The organism is Asaia krungthepensis NRIC 0535, from assembly GCF_025995175.1.
GTDB lineage: Bacteria > Pseudomonadota > Alphaproteobacteria > Acetobacterales > Acetobacteraceae > Asaia > Asaia krungthepensis.
This window is the reverse complement of the sequence record NZ_BAPV01000012.1, coordinates 123,054-142,548: the sequence shown is the minus strand read 5'-3', so window position 1 is coordinate 142,548 and position 19,495 is coordinate 123,054. Positions and strand designations below refer to the sequence as shown.

General features: G+C 58.8%; 24 protein-coding genes and 1 tRNA gene. 21 read left to right on the top strand and 4 right to left on the bottom strand.

Annotated features, from left to right (window positions below; all coding sequences use genetic code 11):
- Window positions 1-265 precede the first annotated feature (265 nt).
- The 19 genes from AA0535_RS08410 (at window position 266) to AA0535_RS08320 (ending at window position 13,574) form a co-directional block, all read left to right on the top strand.
- Window positions 266-757: a Panacea domain-containing protein gene (locus AA0535_RS08410; RefSeq protein ID WP_264815519.1), complete on the top strand. Its 492-nt coding sequence runs from the start codon at window positions 266-268 to the stop codon at window positions 755-757.
- 586 nt (window positions 758-1,343) lie between these two features.
- On the top strand, window positions 1,344-3,251 hold the full coding sequence (locus AA0535_RS08405; RefSeq protein WP_264815518.1) for a hypothetical protein: 1,908 nt from the start codon (window positions 1,344-1,346) through the stop codon (window positions 3,249-3,251).
- Window positions 3,251-3,985, top strand: a complete 735-nt coding sequence (locus AA0535_RS08400; protein WP_264815517.1) for a hypothetical protein — start codon at window positions 3,251-3,253, stop codon at window positions 3,983-3,985. The genes AA0535_RS08405 and AA0535_RS08400 overlap by 1 nt, the downstream gene beginning before the upstream one ends.
- Window positions 3,982-4,275: a phage baseplate plug family protein gene (locus AA0535_RS08395; RefSeq protein WP_264815516.1), complete on the top strand. Its 294-nt coding sequence runs from the start codon at window positions 3,982-3,984 to the stop codon at window positions 4,273-4,275. Before AA0535_RS08400 ends, AA0535_RS08395 begins: the two co-directional genes overlap by 4 nt.
- Entirely contained in the window at window positions 4,275-5,309 is a 1,035-nt protein-coding gene (locus tag AA0535_RS08390; RefSeq protein WP_264815515.1) for a baseplate hub protein, read from the top strand. The genes AA0535_RS08395 and AA0535_RS08390 overlap by 1 nt, the downstream gene beginning before the upstream one ends.
- A complete protein-coding gene (locus AA0535_RS08385; protein ID WP_264815514.1) occupies window positions 5,302-5,940 on the top strand; it encodes a Gp138 family membrane-puncturing spike protein in 639 nt (212 codons plus the stop codon). Before AA0535_RS08390 ends, AA0535_RS08385 begins: the two co-directional genes overlap by 8 nt.
- 84 nt (window positions 5,941-6,024) lie before the next feature.
- Window positions 6,025-6,378, top strand: coding sequence for a hypothetical protein (locus AA0535_RS08380; protein WP_264815513.1), 354 nt, complete (start codon window positions 6,025-6,027; stop codon window positions 6,376-6,378).
- A complete protein-coding gene (locus AA0535_RS08375; RefSeq protein WP_264815512.1) occupies window positions 6,365-7,591 on the top strand; it encodes a baseplate J/gp47 family protein in 1,227 nt (408 codons plus the stop codon). Before AA0535_RS08380 ends, AA0535_RS08375 begins: the two co-directional genes overlap by 14 nt.
- Before the next feature lie 4 nt (window positions 7,592-7,595).
- Window positions 7,596-8,213, top strand: a complete 618-nt coding sequence (locus tag AA0535_RS08370; RefSeq protein WP_264815511.1) for a DUF2612 domain-containing protein — start codon at window positions 7,596-7,598, stop codon at window positions 8,211-8,213.
- A gap of 310 nt (window positions 8,214-8,523) precedes the next feature.
- Entirely contained in the window at window positions 8,524-9,321 is a 798-nt protein-coding gene (locus tag AA0535_RS08365) for a glycine-rich domain-containing protein (protein ID WP_264815510.1), read from the top strand.
- Window positions 9,318-9,536 (top strand): hypothetical protein, encoded by a 219-nt coding sequence (locus AA0535_RS08360; protein ID WP_264815508.1) that lies wholly within the window; start codon window positions 9,318-9,320, stop codon window positions 9,534-9,536. Before AA0535_RS08365 ends, AA0535_RS08360 begins: the two co-directional genes overlap by 4 nt.
- A gap of 35 nt (window positions 9,537-9,571) precedes the next feature.
- A complete protein-coding gene (locus tag AA0535_RS08355; protein WP_264815507.1) occupies window positions 9,572-9,961 on the top strand; it encodes a hypothetical protein in 390 nt (129 codons plus the stop codon).
- 73 nt (window positions 9,962-10,034) lie between these two features.
- Window positions 10,035-10,346 carry a hypothetical protein gene (locus AA0535_RS08350; RefSeq protein WP_264815506.1) on the top strand — a complete coding sequence of 104 codons (312 nt, stop codon included), beginning with the start codon at window positions 10,035-10,037 and terminating at the stop codon, window positions 10,344-10,346.
- Complete coding sequence (locus tag AA0535_RS08345) at window positions 10,343-10,831, top strand: lysozyme (protein ID WP_264815505.1); 489 nt, start codon at window positions 10,343-10,345, stop codon at window positions 10,829-10,831. The genes AA0535_RS08350 and AA0535_RS08345 overlap by 4 nt, the downstream gene beginning before the upstream one ends.
- Window positions 10,828-12,483, top strand: coding sequence for an autotransporter outer membrane beta-barrel domain-containing protein (locus AA0535_RS08340; protein ID WP_264815504.1), 1,656 nt, complete (start codon window positions 10,828-10,830; stop codon window positions 12,481-12,483). Before AA0535_RS08345 ends, AA0535_RS08340 begins: the two co-directional genes overlap by 4 nt.
- A gap of 52 nt (window positions 12,484-12,535) precedes the next feature.
- Window positions 12,536-12,868 carry a hypothetical protein gene (locus AA0535_RS08335; protein ID WP_264815502.1) on the top strand — a complete coding sequence of 111 codons (333 nt, stop codon included), beginning with the start codon at window positions 12,536-12,538 and terminating at the stop codon, window positions 12,866-12,868.
- 57 nt (window positions 12,869-12,925) lie between these two features.
- Entirely contained in the window at window positions 12,926-13,141 is a 216-nt protein-coding gene (locus AA0535_RS08330) for a hypothetical protein (RefSeq protein WP_264815500.1), read from the top strand.
- The gene (locus tag AA0535_RS08325) at window positions 13,138-13,371 is read left to right on the top strand and encodes a hypothetical protein (protein WP_264815499.1); all 234 of its coding nucleotides are present in this window, start codon (window positions 13,138-13,140) and stop codon (window positions 13,369-13,371) included. Before AA0535_RS08330 ends, AA0535_RS08325 begins: the two co-directional genes overlap by 4 nt.
- Window positions 13,368-13,574 carry a hypothetical protein gene (locus AA0535_RS08320; RefSeq protein WP_264815498.1) on the top strand — a complete coding sequence of 69 codons (207 nt, stop codon included), beginning with the start codon at window positions 13,368-13,370 and terminating at the stop codon, window positions 13,572-13,574. The genes AA0535_RS08325 and AA0535_RS08320 overlap by 4 nt, the downstream gene beginning before the upstream one ends.
- A 147-nt stretch (window positions 13,575-13,721) precedes the next feature.
- Here the strand turns inward: AA0535_RS08320 and AA0535_RS08315 are convergent, their stop codons facing one another.
- Entirely contained in the window at window positions 13,722-14,189 is a 468-nt protein-coding gene (locus tag AA0535_RS08315) for a hypothetical protein (protein ID WP_264815496.1), read from the bottom strand.
- Between the two features lie 293 nt (window positions 14,190-14,482).
- Here AA0535_RS08315 and AA0535_RS08310 point away from each other — a divergent pair, with 293 nt between their 5' ends.
- Window positions 14,483-14,674 carry a hypothetical protein gene (locus AA0535_RS08310; protein WP_264815495.1) on the top strand — a complete coding sequence of 64 codons (192 nt, stop codon included), beginning with the start codon at window positions 14,483-14,485 and terminating at the stop codon, window positions 14,672-14,674.
- Window positions 14,675-15,307: 633 nt separating this feature from the next.
- On the opposite strand, the gene AA0535_RS08305 is transcribed toward AA0535_RS08310, so the two are convergent.
- From AA0535_RS08305 to AA0535_RS08295, 3 genes are all read right to left on the bottom strand, one after another.
- Window positions 15,308-15,382: transfer RNA gene (locus AA0535_RS08305), tRNA-Val, on the bottom strand.
- Between the two features lie 67 nt (window positions 15,383-15,449).
- Window positions 15,450-17,336, bottom strand: a complete 1,887-nt coding sequence (locus tag AA0535_RS08300) for a hypothetical protein (protein WP_264815494.1) — start codon at window positions 17,334-17,336, stop codon at window positions 15,450-15,452.
- A gap of 45 nt (window positions 17,337-17,381) precedes the next feature.
- Window positions 17,382-18,311 carry a mitochondrial fission ELM1 family protein gene (locus tag AA0535_RS08295; protein WP_264815493.1) on the bottom strand — a complete coding sequence of 310 codons (930 nt, stop codon included), beginning with the start codon at window positions 18,309-18,311 and terminating at the stop codon, window positions 17,382-17,384.
- Between the two features lie 45 nt (window positions 18,312-18,356).
- On the opposite strand from AA0535_RS08295, the gene AA0535_RS08290 reads away from it, so the two are divergent.
- Entirely contained in the window at window positions 18,357-19,481 is a 1,125-nt protein-coding gene (locus AA0535_RS08290) for a DEAD/DEAH box helicase (protein ID WP_264815492.1), read from the top strand.
- Window positions 19,482-19,495: the final 14 nt, after the last annotated feature.

Here is a 19,495-nt window from a genome sequence, read left to right as displayed (position 1 = left end):
GGCAGGCGGGGCGCAGGAGTTCCGTTAGCCGCGTGAAAACCTGCATTTCCAACGATGTTGCTATTTTGTCCAATTCGAATCAGTGAATTCATTTGCCAAAATGGAAACATACGCCCATATCAGCGATAGATCGGAAACAAGCGACGCGGCCCTCGACGTGCGAGGTGTGTTCGCGTTTGTGCGAACGCTGATCATGTTTGAACCCTAGCCGGAGGAAAGAGCATGTCCAACGTGTTCAACCATAATCCCCGCGTGAAGGGGGTGTATGATGGCAGCATTTAAGGCGCGCCATGTCGCCAACTCCTTGTTGCAGAGAGGCTTCAAGGAAGCTCGTTCAGATATGTCGCCTATGAAAATTCAGAAGCTGATGTTCTATCTGAATGGTTGGCACCTTGCTATGCATGGCACCCGAGCGATAGATATCTCGTTCGAGCCGTGGCGTTTCGGTCCTGTGGTGCCGTTAATCTATGACGATTTGAAGTGTTTTGGTTCGTCGAGTGTCAATAGATACATCTCAGAGCATGACCCAGTGTCAGGCGAGATGAAACCTTATGTAGTAAATTCAGCGTGTGAAGCCTTCTACGAAGTGCTTGATATTGTGTGGGAGAAATACATCGGGATTAATGCAATCAATCTCTCTGCGATGACGCACGAGCCTGGATCTCCTTGGGACCAGGCTATCAAGGAGGGATTGTCGGAAATACCCGAAGATAAAACTCAAGCATATTTTGAAGCGCTTGCTCGAACCCCGTCATAAACCGACCGAGGCGCAGCATCCCGCTGGCGATACTCAACGCACGCTTGTCACTGCGGAGGATGCACGGCGTGCGAGTCCACAAATCAAGCCACCTGATGACTTGGCTTTGCAAGAATCCCAGCACGCCCATGCACAAAAAACTCTATGGGCGGAGCAAGGATGGATTGGACACTTTCTTGGATCGCGAACGGAAAAGCCCGGGAATGTTGCCGCGATCGTCATCATGCTGTGCTTTGTGCTTCTAGCTCTATCATTCCTATGCCTCAGGGGCGCGGACGGTAAAAACGACGATTTCTTCAAGTTCGCAGCCATGATAACTGGCATTATTGGCCTCGCGTTAGGCTACCTTTTCGGCTCCACGGGCAGCTCTAAGTAACATTCAACGCCGCTCACCCTTCTCCTTGCCCCGTTTGACCAAACTCCCTACTGTGATCTGGTCTGATGCCAGACTGACGCCCCCATGGTTCGCCCTGGGGGCTTTTTTCGTTTTGGAGCCCTGAAAATGTCCATCATTGATCGCCTCGTCATTCAGCTTGGCATGGACACGAAGGGGTTCTCGGGCGAAGCGCGCAAGTCGGTCGAGCAGTTGCGCGAAGTCGAGAAGCAGGCCCAGGCCACCGGGTCGGGCATGGAGCGCGATGGGGTCAAGGCCGCGTCGTTCTTCTCCGGCGTTCGGCGCGAGGCGCTGGCTATGTTCGCCGTGTTCACGGCTGGGAAAAGTCTTAAGGCGTTCATTGGCGACACAACCAAGGCGAACGCGCAACTCGATTACATGTCGCAGCGCCTCAATATGGATCCCGCTGGCCTGAACCGTCTCGAAACAGCGGCCAAGGCGGCGGGCGGGTCGTTTGGCGAGGTCACTCAGGCGTTCGGGACGCTTCAGCAGCGCATGACCGACCCGCAGGAACTTGCCAAGGTCTCGCAAGCCTTCGCACGTCTCGGCGTGTCTGACTTCATGGATAAGAGCGGCAATATCCAAGGCGATATCGTCGCCAGACTGAACCGCAGCGTTCATCAGAACCACATCAATAATCAGGTTGCGCTTGGCTACATGCGCGATCTGAACTTTGGCGAGGGGATGATCAATCAGGTTTTGATGGACCCGAAGAAGTTCGAGGATCTGCAACGGCAGCTTAAGAACATGCCCGCCCCCTCAAAGGCGGCAACCGAGGCATCCAGGCAGCTTTATCAAGATTGGAACATCCTCACCCAGCAGTCGGAAAATCTGACGAATGTCCTCACCGCCAAGCTAGCGCCCGGTCTGGATCAGGTCGTTCGTCGCCTGCTTGAGCTTGAACGCGATCACCCGGATATCGCCGGCGCGATTGGTGGGATCACCCTTGCTGTCGGAGAGTTATCAAAGGCGTTCGGCGGACTTGGCGGCATCCTGGCGGGCATGGCTGGGCTTAACATCATCAAGCGCCTGTTCGGCGGCGACGCCAAAGCTATGAGGGCCGCAATAGCCGAGTTGAAGGCCGCCCGAGAGGCAGCCGTTCTGCCAGAGGCCGTTGCAGCGGGCGGGCTTGGCGGCCGCGGCGTATTGGCTCGGTTAGGCCCTTGGGGTTTGGCTGTTGCTGCGGGTGCGGCAGTGATGGCTCCCGGCAAGACGAACGAGGGCGAAGCTGATGTCCTTGCACAAATGCGAGCGGAGGGACGTACAGGAACTCACTCCCGCGGTGTGGCCAGCAAGTCGCCTCTATTCGATCTCTATGCCAGCACGATAGCAGAGAAGGAAAGCGGCGGAGATTACGCCAAGGTCGGCGGCTACAACGGCGCGTACTCAGGCAAGTATCAGATGGGATCGAGTGCGATCAAAGACGCCGCAGCCTGGTTGCGCGAGCCCGTGCCTACACGAGAGACATTCCTTGCAGACCATGCGATGCAGGAACGTTTCTTCCGCGCCTTCACCGACAGTAACAACGCCGTTTTGAGCTCAAGTAGCGATGCATATGGCAAGCTGGTAGACCTTCAGCGCTTCGCGGCCCTCGGATACGCCCATAATCAGGGCGCAGGAGGCGCGGCGGACTGGCTAAAGACCGGAACCAGCAAGGCGGACGGGTTCGGGACTGACGCTCGAGACTACGCTTTGGCAGTGCTGAAGGCAGGAGCTTCGCAGGCTGGGCAGCTCGCCACGAACGTCGATGCTGCGCCAGATCGCCGCCCTTCCACCGTCCTGCGATACGATGCCCCCAAGGCAGCGCAAGACGCGGCAATCAAGCGGCTGATCGACACGCACACGGCCCTCAAAGATCAGATGGCGCAGGCCTCAAAAACGATAGGCACGGGCGGAGTGTCGAGAATGGCCGCGTCTGTGACCGCTGGCGATAGCCCCGGCTCTGTGTCGAAGACGACGAACAACACCACGCACAACGTCAATCTTCATGGTGACGTGATCATTCCGACCAACGCGACCGACGCCAAGGGTATCGCTCGTGATTTCCATGACAGTATGCGCCAGCAGTTGGCAGCCGTAAACGCGCCGGGAGTTCAGTGATGGCTTTCCCCGTTATCCCCCTGCCCTCCGTGTGGGATGTGCCGGTCATGGCTGGCGTGCCTGCCCTGCTCGGCCAGTCCATTGGAAATCGCGTCTCTGCATCTGTATCCAATCTGCTTGGGCAAGAAGTGGCGAACTGGCAGATCACCAGTGCAGCGGCGCAATGGGGTGTATTCCTCAATGGCACCCAGATACTGACAAGCGCGCACGTTCTCGGCGTCGAACATGAGGTCGTCTATCAGGTGCCGAGCGGGCCGACTGAAAACGGCGGCTTCGTATCGTACAACAAAGTCAAAATGCCATACGTCTCACGCATCCTTCTCGTTTGCGATGGTAGCGAGAGCGGCACAACGATCTCGGCGGGGCTCACGCAGGTTTTGGGGGCAATTACCGGATCAGGCCCAGCTTTCGTCAGGAAGGGCTTTTTCGACACGCTTGAGCAGGTCGTTGCTGACACGAACCTGTATGAGATCCACATGCCCGAGCGGAGCTACATGAGCGCCAATATCGTCGGCTATCGCTTCCGGCGAACAGAACGTGAGGGCATCACAATGCCCGTGGCGGAGATCATGCTCCAAGAAATCCGAAGCGGTGCGACGCAGGGGTATAAAAACACCTCCGCACAATCAGTCTCGGCCGCCGTGCCGGTTCAGTCCGGTCAGGTGCAGCTTCAGTCTCTCCCCAGCGGCGCGCCGGACCTCGCCGGGATCATGGATCGGATATCAGGCCTATGACCGGAGTCATTCCACTCACAGCAACCCCCTACCAGACGCTGAACATCGTGCTGGATGGCCAGAACATCCGTCTGGACGTGCAGCAACGCCGGACGGGCATCTATCTCAATGTCTGGCTTAATGATGTTCAAGTGGTGGCTGGCGCTCTTGCACTGACTGACACGTACATCGTGAGAGCGGCCTATCTTGGCCTTCCCGGAGACTTCGCTTTCATCGACCTGCAAGGCTCCGACGATCCTGATTACTCAGGCTTCGGGACCCGCTGGTTCCTGTTCTATTCGGGGGCGTGATGTCTGGTTCGCTCAGTTCCTACGCGAGTTATGGCGGCAGCTTGCCACGCAGCTTCACCAAGAAGAAAATCGACATCACATTCACGGTGCGCTCTGGCGGCCAGGCTGCGGGCGGCGTGGTCGATCAAGAAAAGCTCACCGGTTATCGGTGCCAGGTTGACGTGACCAATGCTGGATTGCGCATGGGATCGGCGGCGAACGTTCGCATCTACAATCTGCCGCTTCCCTTGATGAACCGCATGTCACTCATGCCGTCCCGGATTCCTGGCGTCCTGAGCGATCTGACGCGCACCACGCTAAACAGCATCATGATCGAGGCTGGCGACGATAAGGCCGGAATGACGACCATTTTCAATGGCATCATTTCCTCTGCTTTTGCTGACTTTTCGACAGCGCCGGAGCCCGCCTTCAACATCGTCTCTTATGATGTCATCGGGCCAAACACGAATATCGTCGCACCGCACTCTTTCCCGGCAGGCGCAAGCGTTGCAAGCATGGTTTCTCAGGTAGCCTCCGACGCAGGATACTCGTTCGTCAATTATGGGGTGAACGTGCGTGCGAACGGGCCAACTTATGTGCATGGCTCTGTAAGAGACCAGATCGATCAACTCATGGACGGGCATCGGTTCATCTATGACATTCCCATGATCGGGACCACGGGCCAAGCCAGCCCCTACCAGGTCACGATCTGGTCAAACAATCTTCAGGACCTGAAGGGCAAGACGATCCCCAAGGTCAGCGCCAAGACAGGGATGATTGGCTATCCAGCCTACAGCAATTACGGCGTCTCTCTCGTCACGCTGTTCGACCACCGCCTGCAATTCATGAACACTTTCGCGATCGACAGCGCGTATCTGCCTGCTGCCTGGGTAAACAATCAGGCCGGACAGGTGGCGCCGATGCCGGTCAACGGCACATGGGTCGCGCAGATGGTCACGCACGAACTCGATAGCGAAATCCCGAATGGCCGATGGTTTACGCGCGTAGAAGCGATGAGAACCGATTACGCAGGGAATATCTCGTACAATGGTTGATCACGTCTCACCCCAGAGCACCTTTGCAGGTCTGACCAATGGCACCGCAGTCGATGCTGCCATCAAGCGTGCGATCGGCTCCATGGGCACGCCCATCCTCGTCCAGGTCAAAGCCGTTCACGGCGGCGGTGTGTCGCTGGTGGGTCAGGTGGACGTACAACCCATGGTCCACATGCAGGACGGCCAAGGCATGACGTACCCCCATGGCGTCATAACGGGCGTTCCCTATCTGCGTGTGCAGGGCGGCACCTCGGCGCTGATCATCGACCCCATGGTCGGAGATATCGGCTTCGTCATGGTGTCGGGCCGCGATATTCAGAACGTCATCACGTCACGCCAGCCCTCGGCCCCGGGCTCGTTTCGGATGCACTCCATGAGCGATTGCGTCTATGTGGGCGGGTTTCTGAACGGCGCGCCCAATCAGTTCATCATCATGAACGGTGACGGGATCCGGATCGTCTCGCCGGGCACTGTTCGCATCGAAGCGAACGCCGCTGAGATCGCCTGCAACCTCACGGTTGATGGCACGATCACGGCCACCGGAGACGTGACCGGCAACGGCATCTCCCTCGACAATCATACACATACGGGCGTGCAGACAGGCAGCGGCTCGACCGGCAAGCCACAGTGACCCTGTTTTGCTGTACATTGGCCAAGCAGCATGTCATAAACCGATAGTCTGCCGATAATCCGGCCAGTCCCAAGGAAACCGGCGATGCAATCCCTCCTGCTTGATCGCACGGAATGGGATCTCGTGCTCGATCGCTCGGGCAATATCGCAATCTGTTCGGAGCCCTATTCGGTGCTTCAGGACGTGTCGAATGCGATCCGCGTGTTCCAGGGCGAGTGCTACTACGACACGTCAAAAGGCTTGCCGTATCAGGCTCAGATCCTCGGCAAGCCGCAGTCGGTTCCGATCTTCCAGCGCCTTGCTGAAGCCGCCGCCCGCACCGTTCCGCTTGTCCAAGATGCCTCGTGCATCGTGTCGCGCCTGGGCGGCGACCGGAGCCTCTCCGGTATCATGCAAATCACCCTGACGACAGGCGAAACGCTCGATGTCCAGTTCTAGCGGCACCACCTCGATTCCGGCGCTCACGATCACGAGCGCAGGCGTGGTTGCGCCTGATGAACTGGACGTTTTGACGGGTGCGTTGACCGATATCAGCGCCGCAATGGGCGGAAACGTCAATCAGGATCTGTCCACACCTCAGGGCCAGATTGCCACGTCAGAGGCGGCGGCGATTGGCAACTGCTATGACGCCATCCTGGCGGTAGCGAACGGCGTTGACCCCAAGATCGCTTCTGGCCGGATGCAGGACGCAATCGGCAACATCTATTTCATGACGCGTGTGCCAGCGACGGCCACAAGCGTTGCTGTATCCATCGTCGGCACAGCCGGGCAACAGATCTCCTCCGGCAGCGTCATCGCGACGGACGGAACGTATCAATACGCCCTGACGTCTGACGTGACGATCCCCGCAGGCGGGACGGCGACGGCTACCGTGGCAAACACCCAGACTGGCCCCCTCGCCTGCTCAGCCAATGCACTGTCGCTCTATCAGTACACGGCGGGCGTGGCGTCGATCTCCAATAGTGCGCCAGGCGTGCTCGGGTCCGATGCGGAGAGCAGGATCGCTTTCGAAGAGCGGAGAGGCAATTCTGTAGCTTCGAACTCTGCCGGGCAAACGGCCTCAGTTCTGGGCAACCTCCTTGAACTCAGCGGTGTCACGGACGCCTACACCTACAGTAATGGCACCTCGTCCGCCGTGACCTATAACGGCGTGTCTGTGCCCGCATACAGCCTTTATTGCTGCGTTGCAGGGGGGAGCCCGAGCGATATCGGCCTGGCCATCATTCAGAAAAAAGGGCCGGGATGTGGTCTTGCTGGCGGCACCACCGTGCAGGTCCAAGACCCTGCCCCAGCTTATAACGGGAATGGGCCTGTCTATACGGTCAACTTCGATGTTGCGGCCGCCACGCCCATATACCTCGCCGTCACGCTCAAGACAGGTGCGGATGTCCCGTCAACGGCCCTCGCAGATATACAGGCGGCCGTCCTAGCGCAGTTCGCATCGGGTGGAAGCTCAGGTTTGCGGCCTACCATCGCCAGCTCGATATTTGCCAGCCAGTTCAACTGCGCCATCTCGGCGCTGGGGTCATGGGTGCGGATCGTCTCCATAGCGATTGGCACAAGTGCCCCCGCCTCGCAAAGCTATGTGACGATGACCATGGCGCAGGTGCCCACAATGGCGGCTGGGAACATCTCTCTGACACTGGTGTAGGCCGATGGATATCTACGACACGATCCTGTCGCAATATTCTAACTCGCCCCGCTTGTGCGCCATCATTGAGTCTTTCTCCCAAGCAGTCGATCCAGAAGCATTCCTCAACCTCTGGTATGATCAGGTCTGGAACCCTGCCACCGCAACCGGGTGGGGGCTGGACGTGTGGGGGCGTATCGTCGGCGTTGGCCGAGTGCTGCAGCTTGCGGCCCCCGGGTATATCGGGTTCCAAGAGGCGAGCAGTTCCGGAACTTCGGATGCGGTGCGCAATTTCGGAACCGGTGTCTGGTTTAACGGCCAGGCCGCAACATCGAACTACGCCCTGACCGATGACGCATACAGACGCCTAATTTTCGCAAAGGCGGCTGCCAATATCACAGACGGATCGGTAACCTCCCTCAACGCGATTGTCATGACGCTCTTCGGCGACAAAGGCAGATGCTACGTCGCTGATAACCTCGATATGTCCCTGACATATTCGTTTGGGTTTGAACCCACGTCAGTTGATTTGGCGATCATCTACCGGTCAGGGGTTCTGCCATGCCCCGCGGGTGTTCGATATCAATATGCTTTCGTTCCTGCTGAGGTCGTAGACAACGACTTCGCGGGCGATATCTCGTGAGTGCCCCATGAAACAATCAGATTTCGCCCCGATGTTCCCTGAGGTTTGGGGGGCGTCCGCAGGCGCACAGTATATCCAATTCCCAATTCCCTCGAGCACCAATACCGTTGGTCGCGCGAGCTTGGATTTGGGTTTCCCTCCAAGCACCATGACGCCGCCTGAAGCAGGAGGGTCATATCCATCCGGAGCCGATGTAAACGGTGGATTCCGAATGTGCTCGACCTCGGCGCGAAATTACGAGGGCGGTATCATCCCCCCCTTCTCGTCGTCTTACGCTCAGGAGATCGGCGGATATCCACGAGGTGCCAGGGTGGCAGATGCAACAACGCTAGGCGTGTTCTGGATCTCCACCGTTGACGACAACCTCACGACGCCCGGCGCGTCGGGCGCGTCCTGGCTGAACTTTTTTGCCCCCGTCGCATCTGGCCGTTTGCTCGCCCGCAACTTCTTCACCGCGAACACGACCTATGCGCCTGGTGCGAATGCCAAGCAGCTCTTCATACGCATGATAGGTGGCGGCGGGAGTGGTGCCGGGGCACCTGCGAATGCATCGGGCTCGAACAACTGTAATTGCGGCGGCGCAGGCGCATGCGGAGCCTACGCAGAATTCCACATTGATCTGACTGTCATCACAGGCCCCTTCTCTCTCACAATCGGCCAGGGCGGGGTTGGAAGCCAAGGCATAGGCACGGCGGGAGGCGCAACGATGTTTGGAACACTGGTTACCTGCCAGGGTGGAGCGCCGGGACAATCGAGCGGTAGTGTCACGTCAGGCCAAGGGAATTACGGCAGTCAGTCGCAGGGGGGCACGGTCACTTTCAACGCCCAGTCAGGACTGACGCCATACCTGTTGCTGACAGGTGCAAATGGCATGAGCGGGTTTGTCTCGGCAGTAACGTCAGGGGCGGGAACCCCCCTGCCTCCAGTTGGGCCATCCTCGCAGATGGGCACAGGCGGGGCGAACGGCGCGACATATGATCAGAACCTAGTCTGCTCTTCTGCCTCGGGTTACGGGGCTGGTGGTGGCGCTGGAGCCTCAAATGGCCCAGGGGCTGTGACTGCTGGCAATGGTGCCAACGGCGCAATTGAGGTGGTGGAATACACATGAGCAACGTCACCGCATGGGCGGTTTACTATACCGTTGCGACCCAAGAGACCGTGCCAGCCGCTGACGGCAGTTCGACCAGTGTTTCACGCGCCGCGGGGTACGTGTGGAACCGTGTCCTCTGGGACGGCGCGACGGAATGGTCTGCGCCTTCGGGGAGTGCCTCCGTATCCGATCCCGAGGGTAAGTACCCGATCGGCTCGCAATACGCCGCTTAGCCTAGATTGCACCATCCAGTCTGAAAGATTTTCCCATGACCTGGCGCCCATCAGCTCGGATCGTGCGCCCTGGCGGCTGCGCGTCCGCACAACTGCGCGGTATGGCCCTGCAGCCCCTGCTCGCGTGGCCTGACAGCAATCTCAATGGCGGGGCTGATTACAGCGTCGATTTTGCCGGAGTTCTCTCCCCAGGTGAAACTGTGCAGAGCTTTGCCTTCGATACTGGCGGCTTCGGAACACAGGCATGGACATATCTGTCCGGCACCATCTGCACCGCCTGGTTCTCATGGACGCAGGCGGGAGGTGCGACGGTGAATGTCTGCGCGCTTGGAAGCTCAGGCGCGACGTATCAGGTGGCCGTTTCGATCTCGGTCAGCGGCACTGCTGCCCTGATTGCTGACGTTCCACCAGTTCGTCCCACATGATCGCTTTCCAAACTCTTTCAATCCGCAACAGTCGGGCCGCCCCACACCGGGCGGCTTTTTTATTGGAGGCGACATGAGCGCCCTGAGTGAAGTCCTGCCTACCGAGATGCTCTCTGACCACGGGAGGCGATTGAGCGCAGTAGAGGGCGCTATCGTCGAAATTCGTCTCGAGAACCGCTCACTCTCCGACAAGCTGATGCAGATGCACGGCGAGAACAAGGCCAGTGCAGAGGCGCGGGAAAAGGCAACGCTTCAGGCAATAGGCGAGGTGCGGACCGATTTGCAGAAGATCGGGAGCCTGCGGGGCTGGGCGAGCTGGGCGCTGATCGTGACAGGAGCAGCTTTCGGTTACGTCACGGCGCATCTGGCGGGGTGGGTGCAATGACCGGCATCGACATCGCCATCTCCCTGATCTCACGCGACGATTTCGAGGGCCTAAGCCTCAAGCCATATCTCTGCCCCGCTGACTACTGGACGATCGGCTACGGCAATCGGTTCCTGTCAGACGGATCGCCGGTCACTGCCGCCACGAAACCGATCACCCAGGCGCAGGCTCTGGATCTGCTCCGTCAAACGGTGATGGCTCAGCAGGTCAAGCTGCGCACCTTCGTCACGGTGCCCCTGACGGACTATCAGGAGGGCGCTCTGCTCTCCTGGCAATTCAATGTCGGCAGCAATGCCGCACGCGCCTCGACGCTCGTCAGGTTGCTCAATCAGCGGCGCTATGTGGCGGCGGCGGCACAATTCCTCGTCTGGGACAAGGCTACGGTGAACGGCCAGCTTGTCGTCCTGCCTGGGCTACAACGCCGCCGCAGGGTCGAAAGCGGTGTGTTCCTCGGGCGTAGCGTGCAAGACATAGGTGACGCATGAAGCGTATCCTCCTCACGATGCTAGCCGTGATGGCATCTCCGGCCATGGCATCACCGTCCAATTCCACGCCAGAATGGAAATCCTACCAGCAGACTGGCAACCCGGCCGACATCGTATCGTCCCCGCAGGTGGCTGCCGTGCTCGGTGCTAAGATTGATGCCACCGACGGTCAGGCGCAGAACCTTCAAATCCAGGGTGGCACGCAGACGGTCACTCCGGCAGCCGGTGACAATAGCAACAATATTGCAAACACGGGCTATACCGATCGCGCTGTCGCCAATCTGCTAAGCGTGGTTCAGGCGGGCTTTCTCGCCAACACGGGCGGGACGGTATCAGGAGCCACGACGTTTCAGCAACCAGTCACTTTTACAGGAGGCGGTACACAGGCCGTCACCCCTGCCGCGTCAGACAGCAGCAACAATATCGCCAATACGTCATTTGTCGGTCGTGCGGTCACTAATGCTTTCTCTACGATCAAGGCAAACCCGGCCCTGATCGGATTTCAGGCCGTATTTTCCCAGAACATCACCGTTTGCGCCAGTGGTTGCCAGTTCAGCGACTTCACTGCGGCTTACAATGCCGCGGTGCTGCAGGCTCACCTGATGTACGGCAACAACTTCGTCGAAATCGACGTAGGTAACGGCACATACAACATCAACCACAATTTCTCCACGAGCGATCCGGCCACCGCGCGCGTCCATATTGTCGGCAACACCAGCGATCCAACTCAGGTCGTTCTGAATTTTACCGGCACGAAGGGCACGAATTTCACCGCCTTTCTCGCAAATGACGGTGGCATCTACGGCTACATGAATGGGTTCACGGTTACGCAGCCCGCCGACGGGAGTGGTGCCATGGCATCCACCGATAGTGCCGGGCGACATCTATGGAACGCCAACTCTTACGGCGCTGGCTTTGGAGCCTATGGCGGTGGTTCTACCATTGTCCTTGGCCCGCAGATGATCGTCCGGAACTTCTACTATAGCCTCGTTGCCGACAATAACGGGTTCGTGGACGTGCCCAACGGCAGCGGTGTCTACCTCTATGACGCCGGTGACGTGAATGCCATGGCGCGTGGCGGCGGCACAATTGTCTGCTTAGGGTGTCACGCCTCCGGCGCCTCGGACTACACCAATCCTTCTGTGGCTATCCTGGGGTCCAGTTTCGACGCAGAGCGCGGTGGAACACTCTATATCGACGGCTCCACCTCGGCGAAGACCCTTGAGGCGGGACTACTCGCCCTCTCCGGAGGGGCCGCATGGGCGCATAACATGGCGATTTCCAGCCCCGTCGGAACGGGGCCGGGTGCGCTAATTTCTGGCAACTCGGCTGTAGAGCTGGGAGGTAGCTCGATCACGGGGTTTTCGATTGGTGTGAATGCCCAATATGGATTTGCCGATATCTCGGGAACGACGCTTTCCAACAACAGCCAGGCAGGCGTGGTCGCTGACGGCGGTGTCGTCACTGGCTCGAACGCGACAATCCAGAACAACACGCAATACGGTGTCCAGGCCCTTCATCAAGGTCGTGTGACCTTATTCGCTTCCTACAAGAACATGTCAGGGAACGGAACGAACTTCTCGGCAGCGCCTGCTGGCACAACCAGCGGGTCCGGGTCGTCCTACACCGCTTCGTCGATCGACGTGCAGTGATGCAGCGCATCCCGACGCCATCTCACATCCACCCCATTATGAGGATCAAGGCATGAACAACCTCGCCAAGATCAGCGCCACGACTGGCGGCCTTGCGCTGTTCCTCGATCTCGTCCCGGCGCAATACGCGATCTATCCCGCAGCGTTGATCGTGCTCTGCGCAGTCCTTCGCGCGCTGATCCAGCCGCCCAAAGCCTCGAGCCGATGGGCCGGGGCTTATCAGATCATGTCCGCGATCGGCGCGAACCTCGGCTGGGCACTTCCCCGCCTTCGCCCCGGCATCAGCGTCGTGGACGTGCCCCGCGAGGACAAGGAAGCCGCCAAGCTAGCCATTGCCTCAGCGGGCATCGCACCGCTGACGAGCACCGGCACCCCCAAAACCTGACTGACGACACCGGCAGTTGGGCCGGGATCAGTCCTCACAATCTCAAAGGAAAAGACCATGAGTGAGACAACCACCACCACGGAAACTGCCTCGATCCTTCCCGAGGTCGAGGCCCTGGGCATCAGCCTGCTGCCGACCGTGGCAGCTATCATCATCAAAAAGCTGGCCCCGAATTGCGATGTAGACGGCGCAGTCTCTGCCGTCACCGGCATTGCCAATAACCTCAAGGCGCTGGAAACGGCCCTCGAGACCAAAACCACTCAGGTCGCGTGACGGCTGATCTGATTGCCGGGGCGGTGGCATTCGTTGTCATCGCCCTCGGTACCCTGATCTGGTACGCCAACCGGGCGGGAAAGAATGCGGCGTCTGTCAGCACGTCCGAGGCCGCCAAGACCTCCGCCGATGCGACGACGCTCAAGGCGCAATCCATGGCTCAGGCTCAGGCCGACAAGCCAGCGACAGAAGATGCCGTATTGCGGCGGCTCGGGGGTGGCACGGCATGAGATGGATCGCTCTCGGGGCCCTGCTCGGGCTATCTGCGTGTTCGTCCGTGCGATACGTGCCTTGCCCTACCCTCGTGACTTACAGCAAGGAAGATCAGGCGGCGCTCGCTGCTGAGATCAAGGCCAATCCCAAGCCGGAAACGGTGCGATGGATTGGTGACTATATCGGGCTGCGGGACCAGGTACGGGCTTGTCAGAAGTAAGCGGCTCGGCTTTGAAAAGCACCGATTGCAAGCCGAGCCGCCGTCACGCTTATGCATCGCGCCCGTTCTGTTACCGTGAGTAACGGAGTCGCGTAACGTTAAAATAACGAAATTGAGGACATCCTAGGTACAGTTTTGCTGACGGGCTCAACCGTGGCATCCGGGTGGCGCCTCGCTGGCGGAGGCTATTGTGCCGCACCGTCGAGTGGCCGAAGGTTCCGCATCGATCGCGAGTCCGCACCGCCGCATGTAAGCCATGACGATCTCTGAATCGTCGACAATTTGTGCGAACGAAAGGTCACCTTCTGAAACGCTGCGCCCATTGGCACCGCTGGGGATGGGCAGGAGCGCTCTTCCTCCATCGACCAATAGCAGACTGCGCTTTTCGATAACGGACGCCCCATACAGAACGTCGAACTGCACGTTGAGAAGCGATTTCTCATCAAGATCATCCAGCCAGGGGTAAGCCGAGGTGTCTTTCACCTCGAAACCATGGCCGGATTTGATTTTGAGATGGAGATCCTGCTTGAAGACATAACTCTCCCCGCCGTCAGATTGGAGCCAATCACATCCACTCGAATGCCGCAGGATGTCTGTAAGTTCGTTGTGGGTCATTTATATATCCCAAATATTTATGGTTATTACGTGTAGAAAATTGGCACACTCAACGGAATGTTTATATTTATACAAATTGTATGTCGATGAATATTTGTATAGAAGATCACGGACTATTGAGCGTCTGCCCTCGTCATCAAGAGATTACCCACTACTCATGCTGGGGAATTTGATTTCGCCAAAACTCCGGATATGGCAAGAAAATGCAACGTTCCGATATCGTACCGTTAATAGGGCGATAACCTTTGATTTCAGGCTTCCACAATGTGGGTCAAACGATTAACAGCACCCGCATGACAAGAAACCTGGCACTTGCAGCAATCGCAGCATCCGTATGGTTGCTTTCGGCAACAATGAACTCGGTCGATGGGCTTGGACAAATGTCTGACCTGCTTGCCATCCTAGCTCAGGCCCTCTGTCTCGTCTGGGCTCTCCATGGGGTCTTCCTGTTCGTCCGCCGTGCCGCCTACCGGGACGTCGCCTGAGGGGAGATCCTTTCGTCAGGCCACCGAGTAATCGATCGCCTGGTGCGCCGGGGCTCCTGGCCCCTTGTGGGGCCATAGGTTCCACCGCTTGAGATGCTCGGTGATCTTCTCGGCGAGCATGTCTATATTAGCCGAGGTCATCTTCGCATTCACGCGCCGGGGTCTGCCGCGATAGTCGTGGCAAATCGACATCCGGATAGCGAATGTCACGTCTTCTTCGGTGGCTGGGGTCAGGTCTGTCATAAGCGAGAACAGAACGCGAACAAATGTGGGAGTCTATTAAAACTGCTCGCCTAAGCAAAGGGCGGCCCGAAAGCCGCCCCTGCCTATCACCACCGCGATGAACCGAATGCCAGAAAAAAGCAGGATTGCAGTCCCGCCCTTCTCAATCTCACGAGCGACCGAACCGCCTGTGAGAACACCTTCCGCACGTCGAAAGAATCGCACGATCTGGCGGGGCAGTACAAGGGGAAACGACTCGCGCCCTATGAGAACAAGCCACGAACAAACTGCACGGATTTTGCACGGATCGGGCCGGACGACTCTAGGCCGTAGTAGATCGGCTTAGACCGAGAAGATGCGAGGGTGATACCCTGAGATCTTCAAAAAACGGCTGATTTCTGCGGGTAAGGATGGTGGGTGCGACAGGGATTGAACCTGTGACCCCTGCCGTGTGAAGGCAGTGCTCTACCGCTGAGCTACGCACCCATCCTGCGGTGTCGCGTCTCTAGCAAAGGCTCAGAGACGCGGCAAGGTGCAAAACGAGAAAAACTTCTTAGAAGCCGAACATGTGGTCGAGGGAGAAGCCACCGGAGGCATTGCGCTGCCCGTGATAGCCAAACAGGCGGCAGGAAAGATCTCGAATGAGCACGTACCCCCCTGTCCCCGCTTCATCGAGCTTCGCTGATCCAAAAATCTCATGCGGCCACACCATGAAGGAACCTGACGGGTTGATACTGACACGGCGCCTCTCCAGTTCCACACCGTCCTTTGAGTACAGGTGCAGCAACGTGTCTGAGGGAGCAGTGCCCTCCACCGATGCGGGATGAATAAGGAAGGAAAAGCTCTCATGACCCTCCTGCCCCAATTTGAGGAAAAGGCGTGTGGTCAGGCCGGGCGGCGGTCCGGCGTAGGATTGTGGCTCAGACCGCCAAGTCATGAGCGTGTTGAAGATATGCCCGCCAAAACTTGTCTCGGCCGCATGGCCGTTTTCCAGATTTTCATAGCGCATAAGGGCGTGCATCCAGCCATCGCCTTCCCCCCCATCGCGGAAGTCGTAAACAAGGTCGGCGTGGCCCGCGCGATCGGTCAGTTCGTGCAGGGCAATCGCCGTGTCATGGTTGCGCGGCAGGTTGCCAAGAAATCTCTGGGTGACCAGAGTCCCCTCATCATCGAAGATATCCAGACGCAGCGGCAGGCTGGTTATCTTTTCTGACATGGGGCTGGGCTGCACGATGCTGGTGAAGCGCTGTGGGTCGAGAATCGGGAATGGCAGCACAAAACCGCGGCCCATAGATGCTGGCAAGTTACGCAGCGCAGGTTCGGGCAAGAGGTCACGCCGCTCCACGTTTAGATGCGCGATGCGCGTCAGGGCCCCTTCGGTTATCTCGTAGCGCGGGCGGACAATGTGATTGCCTGCACGCAACTCAAGCTGGGCTGGCCACGCGATGCCGCGCACCAACTGCCCGACATCGAGTGCGTAGGTCGAGAAGGCGCCAATCTCCACCGAGAGAGGGAAAGCCTGCTCCTCACCCATCCTGTTGATCGTGATCGCCCCGGCAGGGATCGGTGTAGAATGGCTGTTCTGAATCCACAGAATCAGCTTCTCCGCCGGACGTGGAGCCGGGAGCGTCGCAAAGCGTGGAGACGGCCATGCATTGGCGTCGTGCGTGACTGACAGGCTCAGCTCCCCGGCTTTGCCATAGGTATCGAGAGCATATTTCACCACATCATGCCCGCGCGCACCCAGAACATGAATGAAGAGCTGCCCGCAGAACGCAGGGAGATCGAAGCGTTCACGTATCACGGCGCTATCGATGACGATCCCGGCCGGCGCATCGGGCACTTCTTCTTCCCACTCCGCCAGGATCTCACCCGCCGCATCGTAGAGGCGCATCCAGTAGCGCACATCCGTCGCGTCGTAGTTGCACCAGTAATTTGCTGTCACAAGACGCGTGCTGAAACGCTCATCGTCGCGGAAAAACGCAAAATTCGTCGCGAAATTATGCTTGTCCAAATACTGGCGCGGATTACTCAGCATGGTGTCCGGCAGCTTGGCGGGCTCGAGAGACAGGATGCGCTGATCCGGATGGGTCACACGAGACAGGCGGGCAAGCATTTTCTCATGTTCGAATGAAAGCGCGAGCACGAGTCTTGCCTCTCCGGATGCCAGATCCGTCAGGGCGCGCTTCTCTCCACCTATGCCATCAGCCTGGCCGATCTGCTCGCTGTCATGCGTATAGACGCCGGCGTTAGGCGTGAGCCCCGGATAAAGAGCGACCAGTGTGCGCAGCACATTGCCCGGATCATAGACTGCGACAGCATCTTCCCCTGCCAGTGTCGCTTCCAGCCGCCTCAGGGCCTCACTCGCCAAGGGATGCGCGAGCGCCTTGTAGAGGATGTTTCCGCCGCCCTGAGCGTCGAAGGTGATGATATCGAGCATGGTCGTCCTGTACCCGTTTTCTTCATTGCGGAGCTCACGCTCTTTTCAGAGAGCGAGACGCCGAACCATTTCTTCTGCCGCTCTGCCGGTATCGTCAAGCGGCGTGACAGACCACGGGGACCACTGACCGTTAAACGGCCTGACGCGGTCCTCTTTCCCAAGCGTATCAACGAATGACGCGATGCGGCGCGAACGCCCCGGCAAATCGATAATCCACACAGGCGCCGCTGTTGCCGCCGCCTCCGAGATCATCGAGACGCTGTCGGTGGTCACTGCAATCGCGTCCGCACAGGCGAGCAGGCCGTGATAAGGGTTATCCCCCTGACCGTCCCATATCCAGGCCGGATGCCCTGCAAGGCTCTCCTGCAATATTGCCAGTGCCTCCGGCGAGGTCCGACGCGATGGCGTCAGGGCGACATTGACCGCCGAGCTCTTCATGATCCTGACCAGATCGTGAGCCAGTTCACGGGCCTGGTCAGGGCCGAAACTGAAACGCCCATTGGCGCCGCCGATCAGCACCGAGAGCAGCGCCATGCCAGAAATTCGCAGGCGCGATTGCCAGACCTCTCTCGCCTGATCGAGCCTCCGCACCGTGACACCATGCAGGGCGGTACGTGCGGAGACAATATTCGCTCCCTGGATCTCGTCATGGACATTGGCGATGATCAAGTCGAAATGTCTCGCCGCCATGCGAGGGTTCTGGATCTGGACAAGACCGAGCCCGGTTTTCCGCTTCAGCGCTGCGGCAACAGCGCCCCCCGTCCCCCCCACGCTGACAAGAAGCTTCGTATCCTCCGGCAGCTCTATCGGTGCCGAAGCACGCAACGGGACCGGACAAAACCGGGTGGGAATGTGACGCCAGACGCCTTCTATGCGAACCGGATGGAAATGCCAGCTCAAGCCTGCTCGCTCTACAAGCCCGGTCGCCTGGGCACGCATGCCCGCAAAATCTTCAGCAATAATGGCTACACTCATAGATCGGTAATTCCTTCACCGGCAGAACTTTGGCAAGAAGCACGCATGACCGATCCTGACCACGCGCCCGTTTCTCCGTTCGACCCTCTCATCACCGCCGGGCTGAACCAGGTGGGCATCACCAAACCGAATGACGTGCAAAACCGCGTCTGGCCGGAGTTGCTGGCAAGGCGAGACGTTCTTCTTATCGCCCAGACGGGCTCAGGAAAGACCGCTGCCTACGCTGCCCCCGCCTTTCAGCATCTGCTTGCGTGCCGGGGCGAGCGTGAACCGGGCGCGCCACGTGTTCTGATCCTTGCCCCCACGCGCGAACTGGTCACCCAGATTGCTGGTGTCTGCCGTCAGATCGGCAGGCGCCTTCCTTTCCGTACCCGGCTGCTTTGTGGCGGGCTCCCCAAGGATGCCCAGATCGAGGCCCTGGCAGAGGGTGTGGACATCGCCGTGGCGACGCCGGGCAGACTGATCGATCTGCTCACGAGCGGGTCATGCCGTCTGGACTTGACCACCCTGTTGATCGTCGATGAGGTGGACCAGATGCTCGACGAGGATTTCCTGGCAGCAATGGATCAGATCGTGCCGTATCTGCCGCGCGAACGTCAGGCCATGATGTGCTCGGCGACCATGCCCCCTACCGGACGGGCGCTTGCCAACCGCCTCCTCTACAAACCGGTGACGCTGGAATTCGAAAGCCAGACGGTCACCCCTCGCCGGATCAAGCAGCGGGCCATGTTTGTCGAGACTGAGGAAAAACTCGCCACGCTGACCCGGTTATGCGCCGAGACGCAGGGACGTCAGATCGTGTTCATCCGCACGAAAGCCTCGGTGGATCAGATTGGCAAGCACCTGCGCAAGACGGGACTGCCCATAGCCGTGCTACATGGAGATCTCGCCCAGGGCGCAAGGCAGAAAGCTGTGGATGCCCTGCGCAGCGGCGCGGCGCGCATTCTACTCACGACTGACGTTGCGGCCCGGGGGCTCGATATCGACGATGTCGCACTGGTCCTCAATTATGATCTCCCGGAGAAGGCGGAAACCTACGTGCATCGTATCGGAAGAACGGCACGCGCCGGCAAACGGGGGGCCGCCCTTTCCTTTTGCACCCGCGATGAGCGGCTTCTATTGCGGGCCATCGAGAAAGAAATCGGGTATCGCATCAGCATTATTTCCTGACTCTCCCGGTCTTG

Excerpts from the sequence above, each read along its gene's own strand:
- AA0535_RS08315 (WP_264815496.1), bottom strand. The coding sequence starts at position 14,189 with ATGACCCACAACGAACTTACAGACATCCTGCGGCATTCGAGTGGATGT.
- AA0535_RS08295 (WP_264815493.1), bottom strand. The coding sequence starts at position 18,311 with ATGAGTGTAGCCATTATTGCTGAAGATTTTGCGGGCATGCGTGCCCAG.
- AA0535_RS08380 (WP_264815513.1), top strand. The coding sequence starts at position 6,025 with ATGCAATCCCTCCTGCTTGATCGCACGGAATGGGATCTCGTGCTCGAT.
- AA0535_RS08310 (WP_264815495.1), top strand. The coding sequence starts at position 14,483 with ATGACAAGAAACCTGGCACTTGCAGCAATCGCAGCATCCGTATGGTTG.
- AA0535_RS08395 (WP_264815516.1), top strand. The coding sequence starts at position 3,982 with ATGACCGGAGTCATTCCACTCACAGCAACCCCCTACCAGACGCTGAAC.
- AA0535_RS08330 (WP_264815500.1), top strand. The coding sequence starts at position 12,926 with ATGAGTGAGACAACCACCACCACGGAAACTGCCTCGATCCTTCCCGAG.
- AA0535_RS08340 (WP_264815504.1), top strand. The coding sequence starts at position 10,828 with ATGAAGCGTATCCTCCTCACGATGCTAGCCGTGATGGCATCTCCGGCC.
- AA0535_RS08385 (WP_264815514.1), top strand. The coding sequence starts at position 5,302 with ATGGTTGATCACGTCTCACCCCAGAGCACCTTTGCAGGTCTGACCAAT.
- AA0535_RS08360 (WP_264815508.1), top strand. The coding sequence starts at position 9,318 with ATGAGCAACGTCACCGCATGGGCGGTTTACTATACCGTTGCGACCCAA.
- AA0535_RS08410 (WP_264815519.1), top strand. The coding sequence starts at position 266 with ATGATGGCAGCATTTAAGGCGCGCCATGTCGCCAACTCCTTGTTGCAG.
- AA0535_RS08355 (WP_264815507.1), top strand. The coding sequence starts at position 9,572 with ATGACCTGGCGCCCATCAGCTCGGATCGTGCGCCCTGGCGGCTGCGCG.
- AA0535_RS08390 (WP_264815515.1), top strand. The coding sequence starts at position 4,275 with ATGTCTGGTTCGCTCAGTTCCTACGCGAGTTATGGCGGCAGCTTGCCA.
- AA0535_RS08345 (WP_264815505.1), top strand. The coding sequence starts at position 10,343 with ATGACCGGCATCGACATCGCCATCTCCCTGATCTCACGCGACGATTTC.
- AA0535_RS08300 (WP_264815494.1), bottom strand. The coding sequence starts at position 17,336 with ATGCTCGATATCATCACCTTCGACGCTCAGGGCGGCGGAAACATCCTC.
- AA0535_RS08335 (WP_264815502.1), top strand. The coding sequence starts at position 12,536 with ATGAACAACCTCGCCAAGATCAGCGCCACGACTGGCGGCCTTGCGCTG.
- AA0535_RS08400 (WP_264815517.1), top strand. The coding sequence starts at position 3,251 with ATGGCTTTCCCCGTTATCCCCCTGCCCTCCGTGTGGGATGTGCCGGTC.
- AA0535_RS08290 (WP_264815492.1), top strand. The coding sequence starts at position 18,357 with ATGACCGATCCTGACCACGCGCCCGTTTCTCCGTTCGACCCTCTCATC.
- AA0535_RS08370 (WP_264815511.1), top strand. The coding sequence starts at position 7,596 with ATGGATATCTACGACACGATCCTGTCGCAATATTCTAACTCGCCCCGC.
- AA0535_RS08320 (WP_264815498.1), top strand. The coding sequence starts at position 13,368 with ATGAGATGGATCGCTCTCGGGGCCCTGCTCGGGCTATCTGCGTGTTCG.
- AA0535_RS08375 (WP_264815512.1), top strand. The coding sequence starts at position 6,365 with ATGTCCAGTTCTAGCGGCACCACCTCGATTCCGGCGCTCACGATCACG.
- AA0535_RS08350 (WP_264815506.1), top strand. The coding sequence starts at position 10,035 with ATGAGCGCCCTGAGTGAAGTCCTGCCTACCGAGATGCTCTCTGACCAC.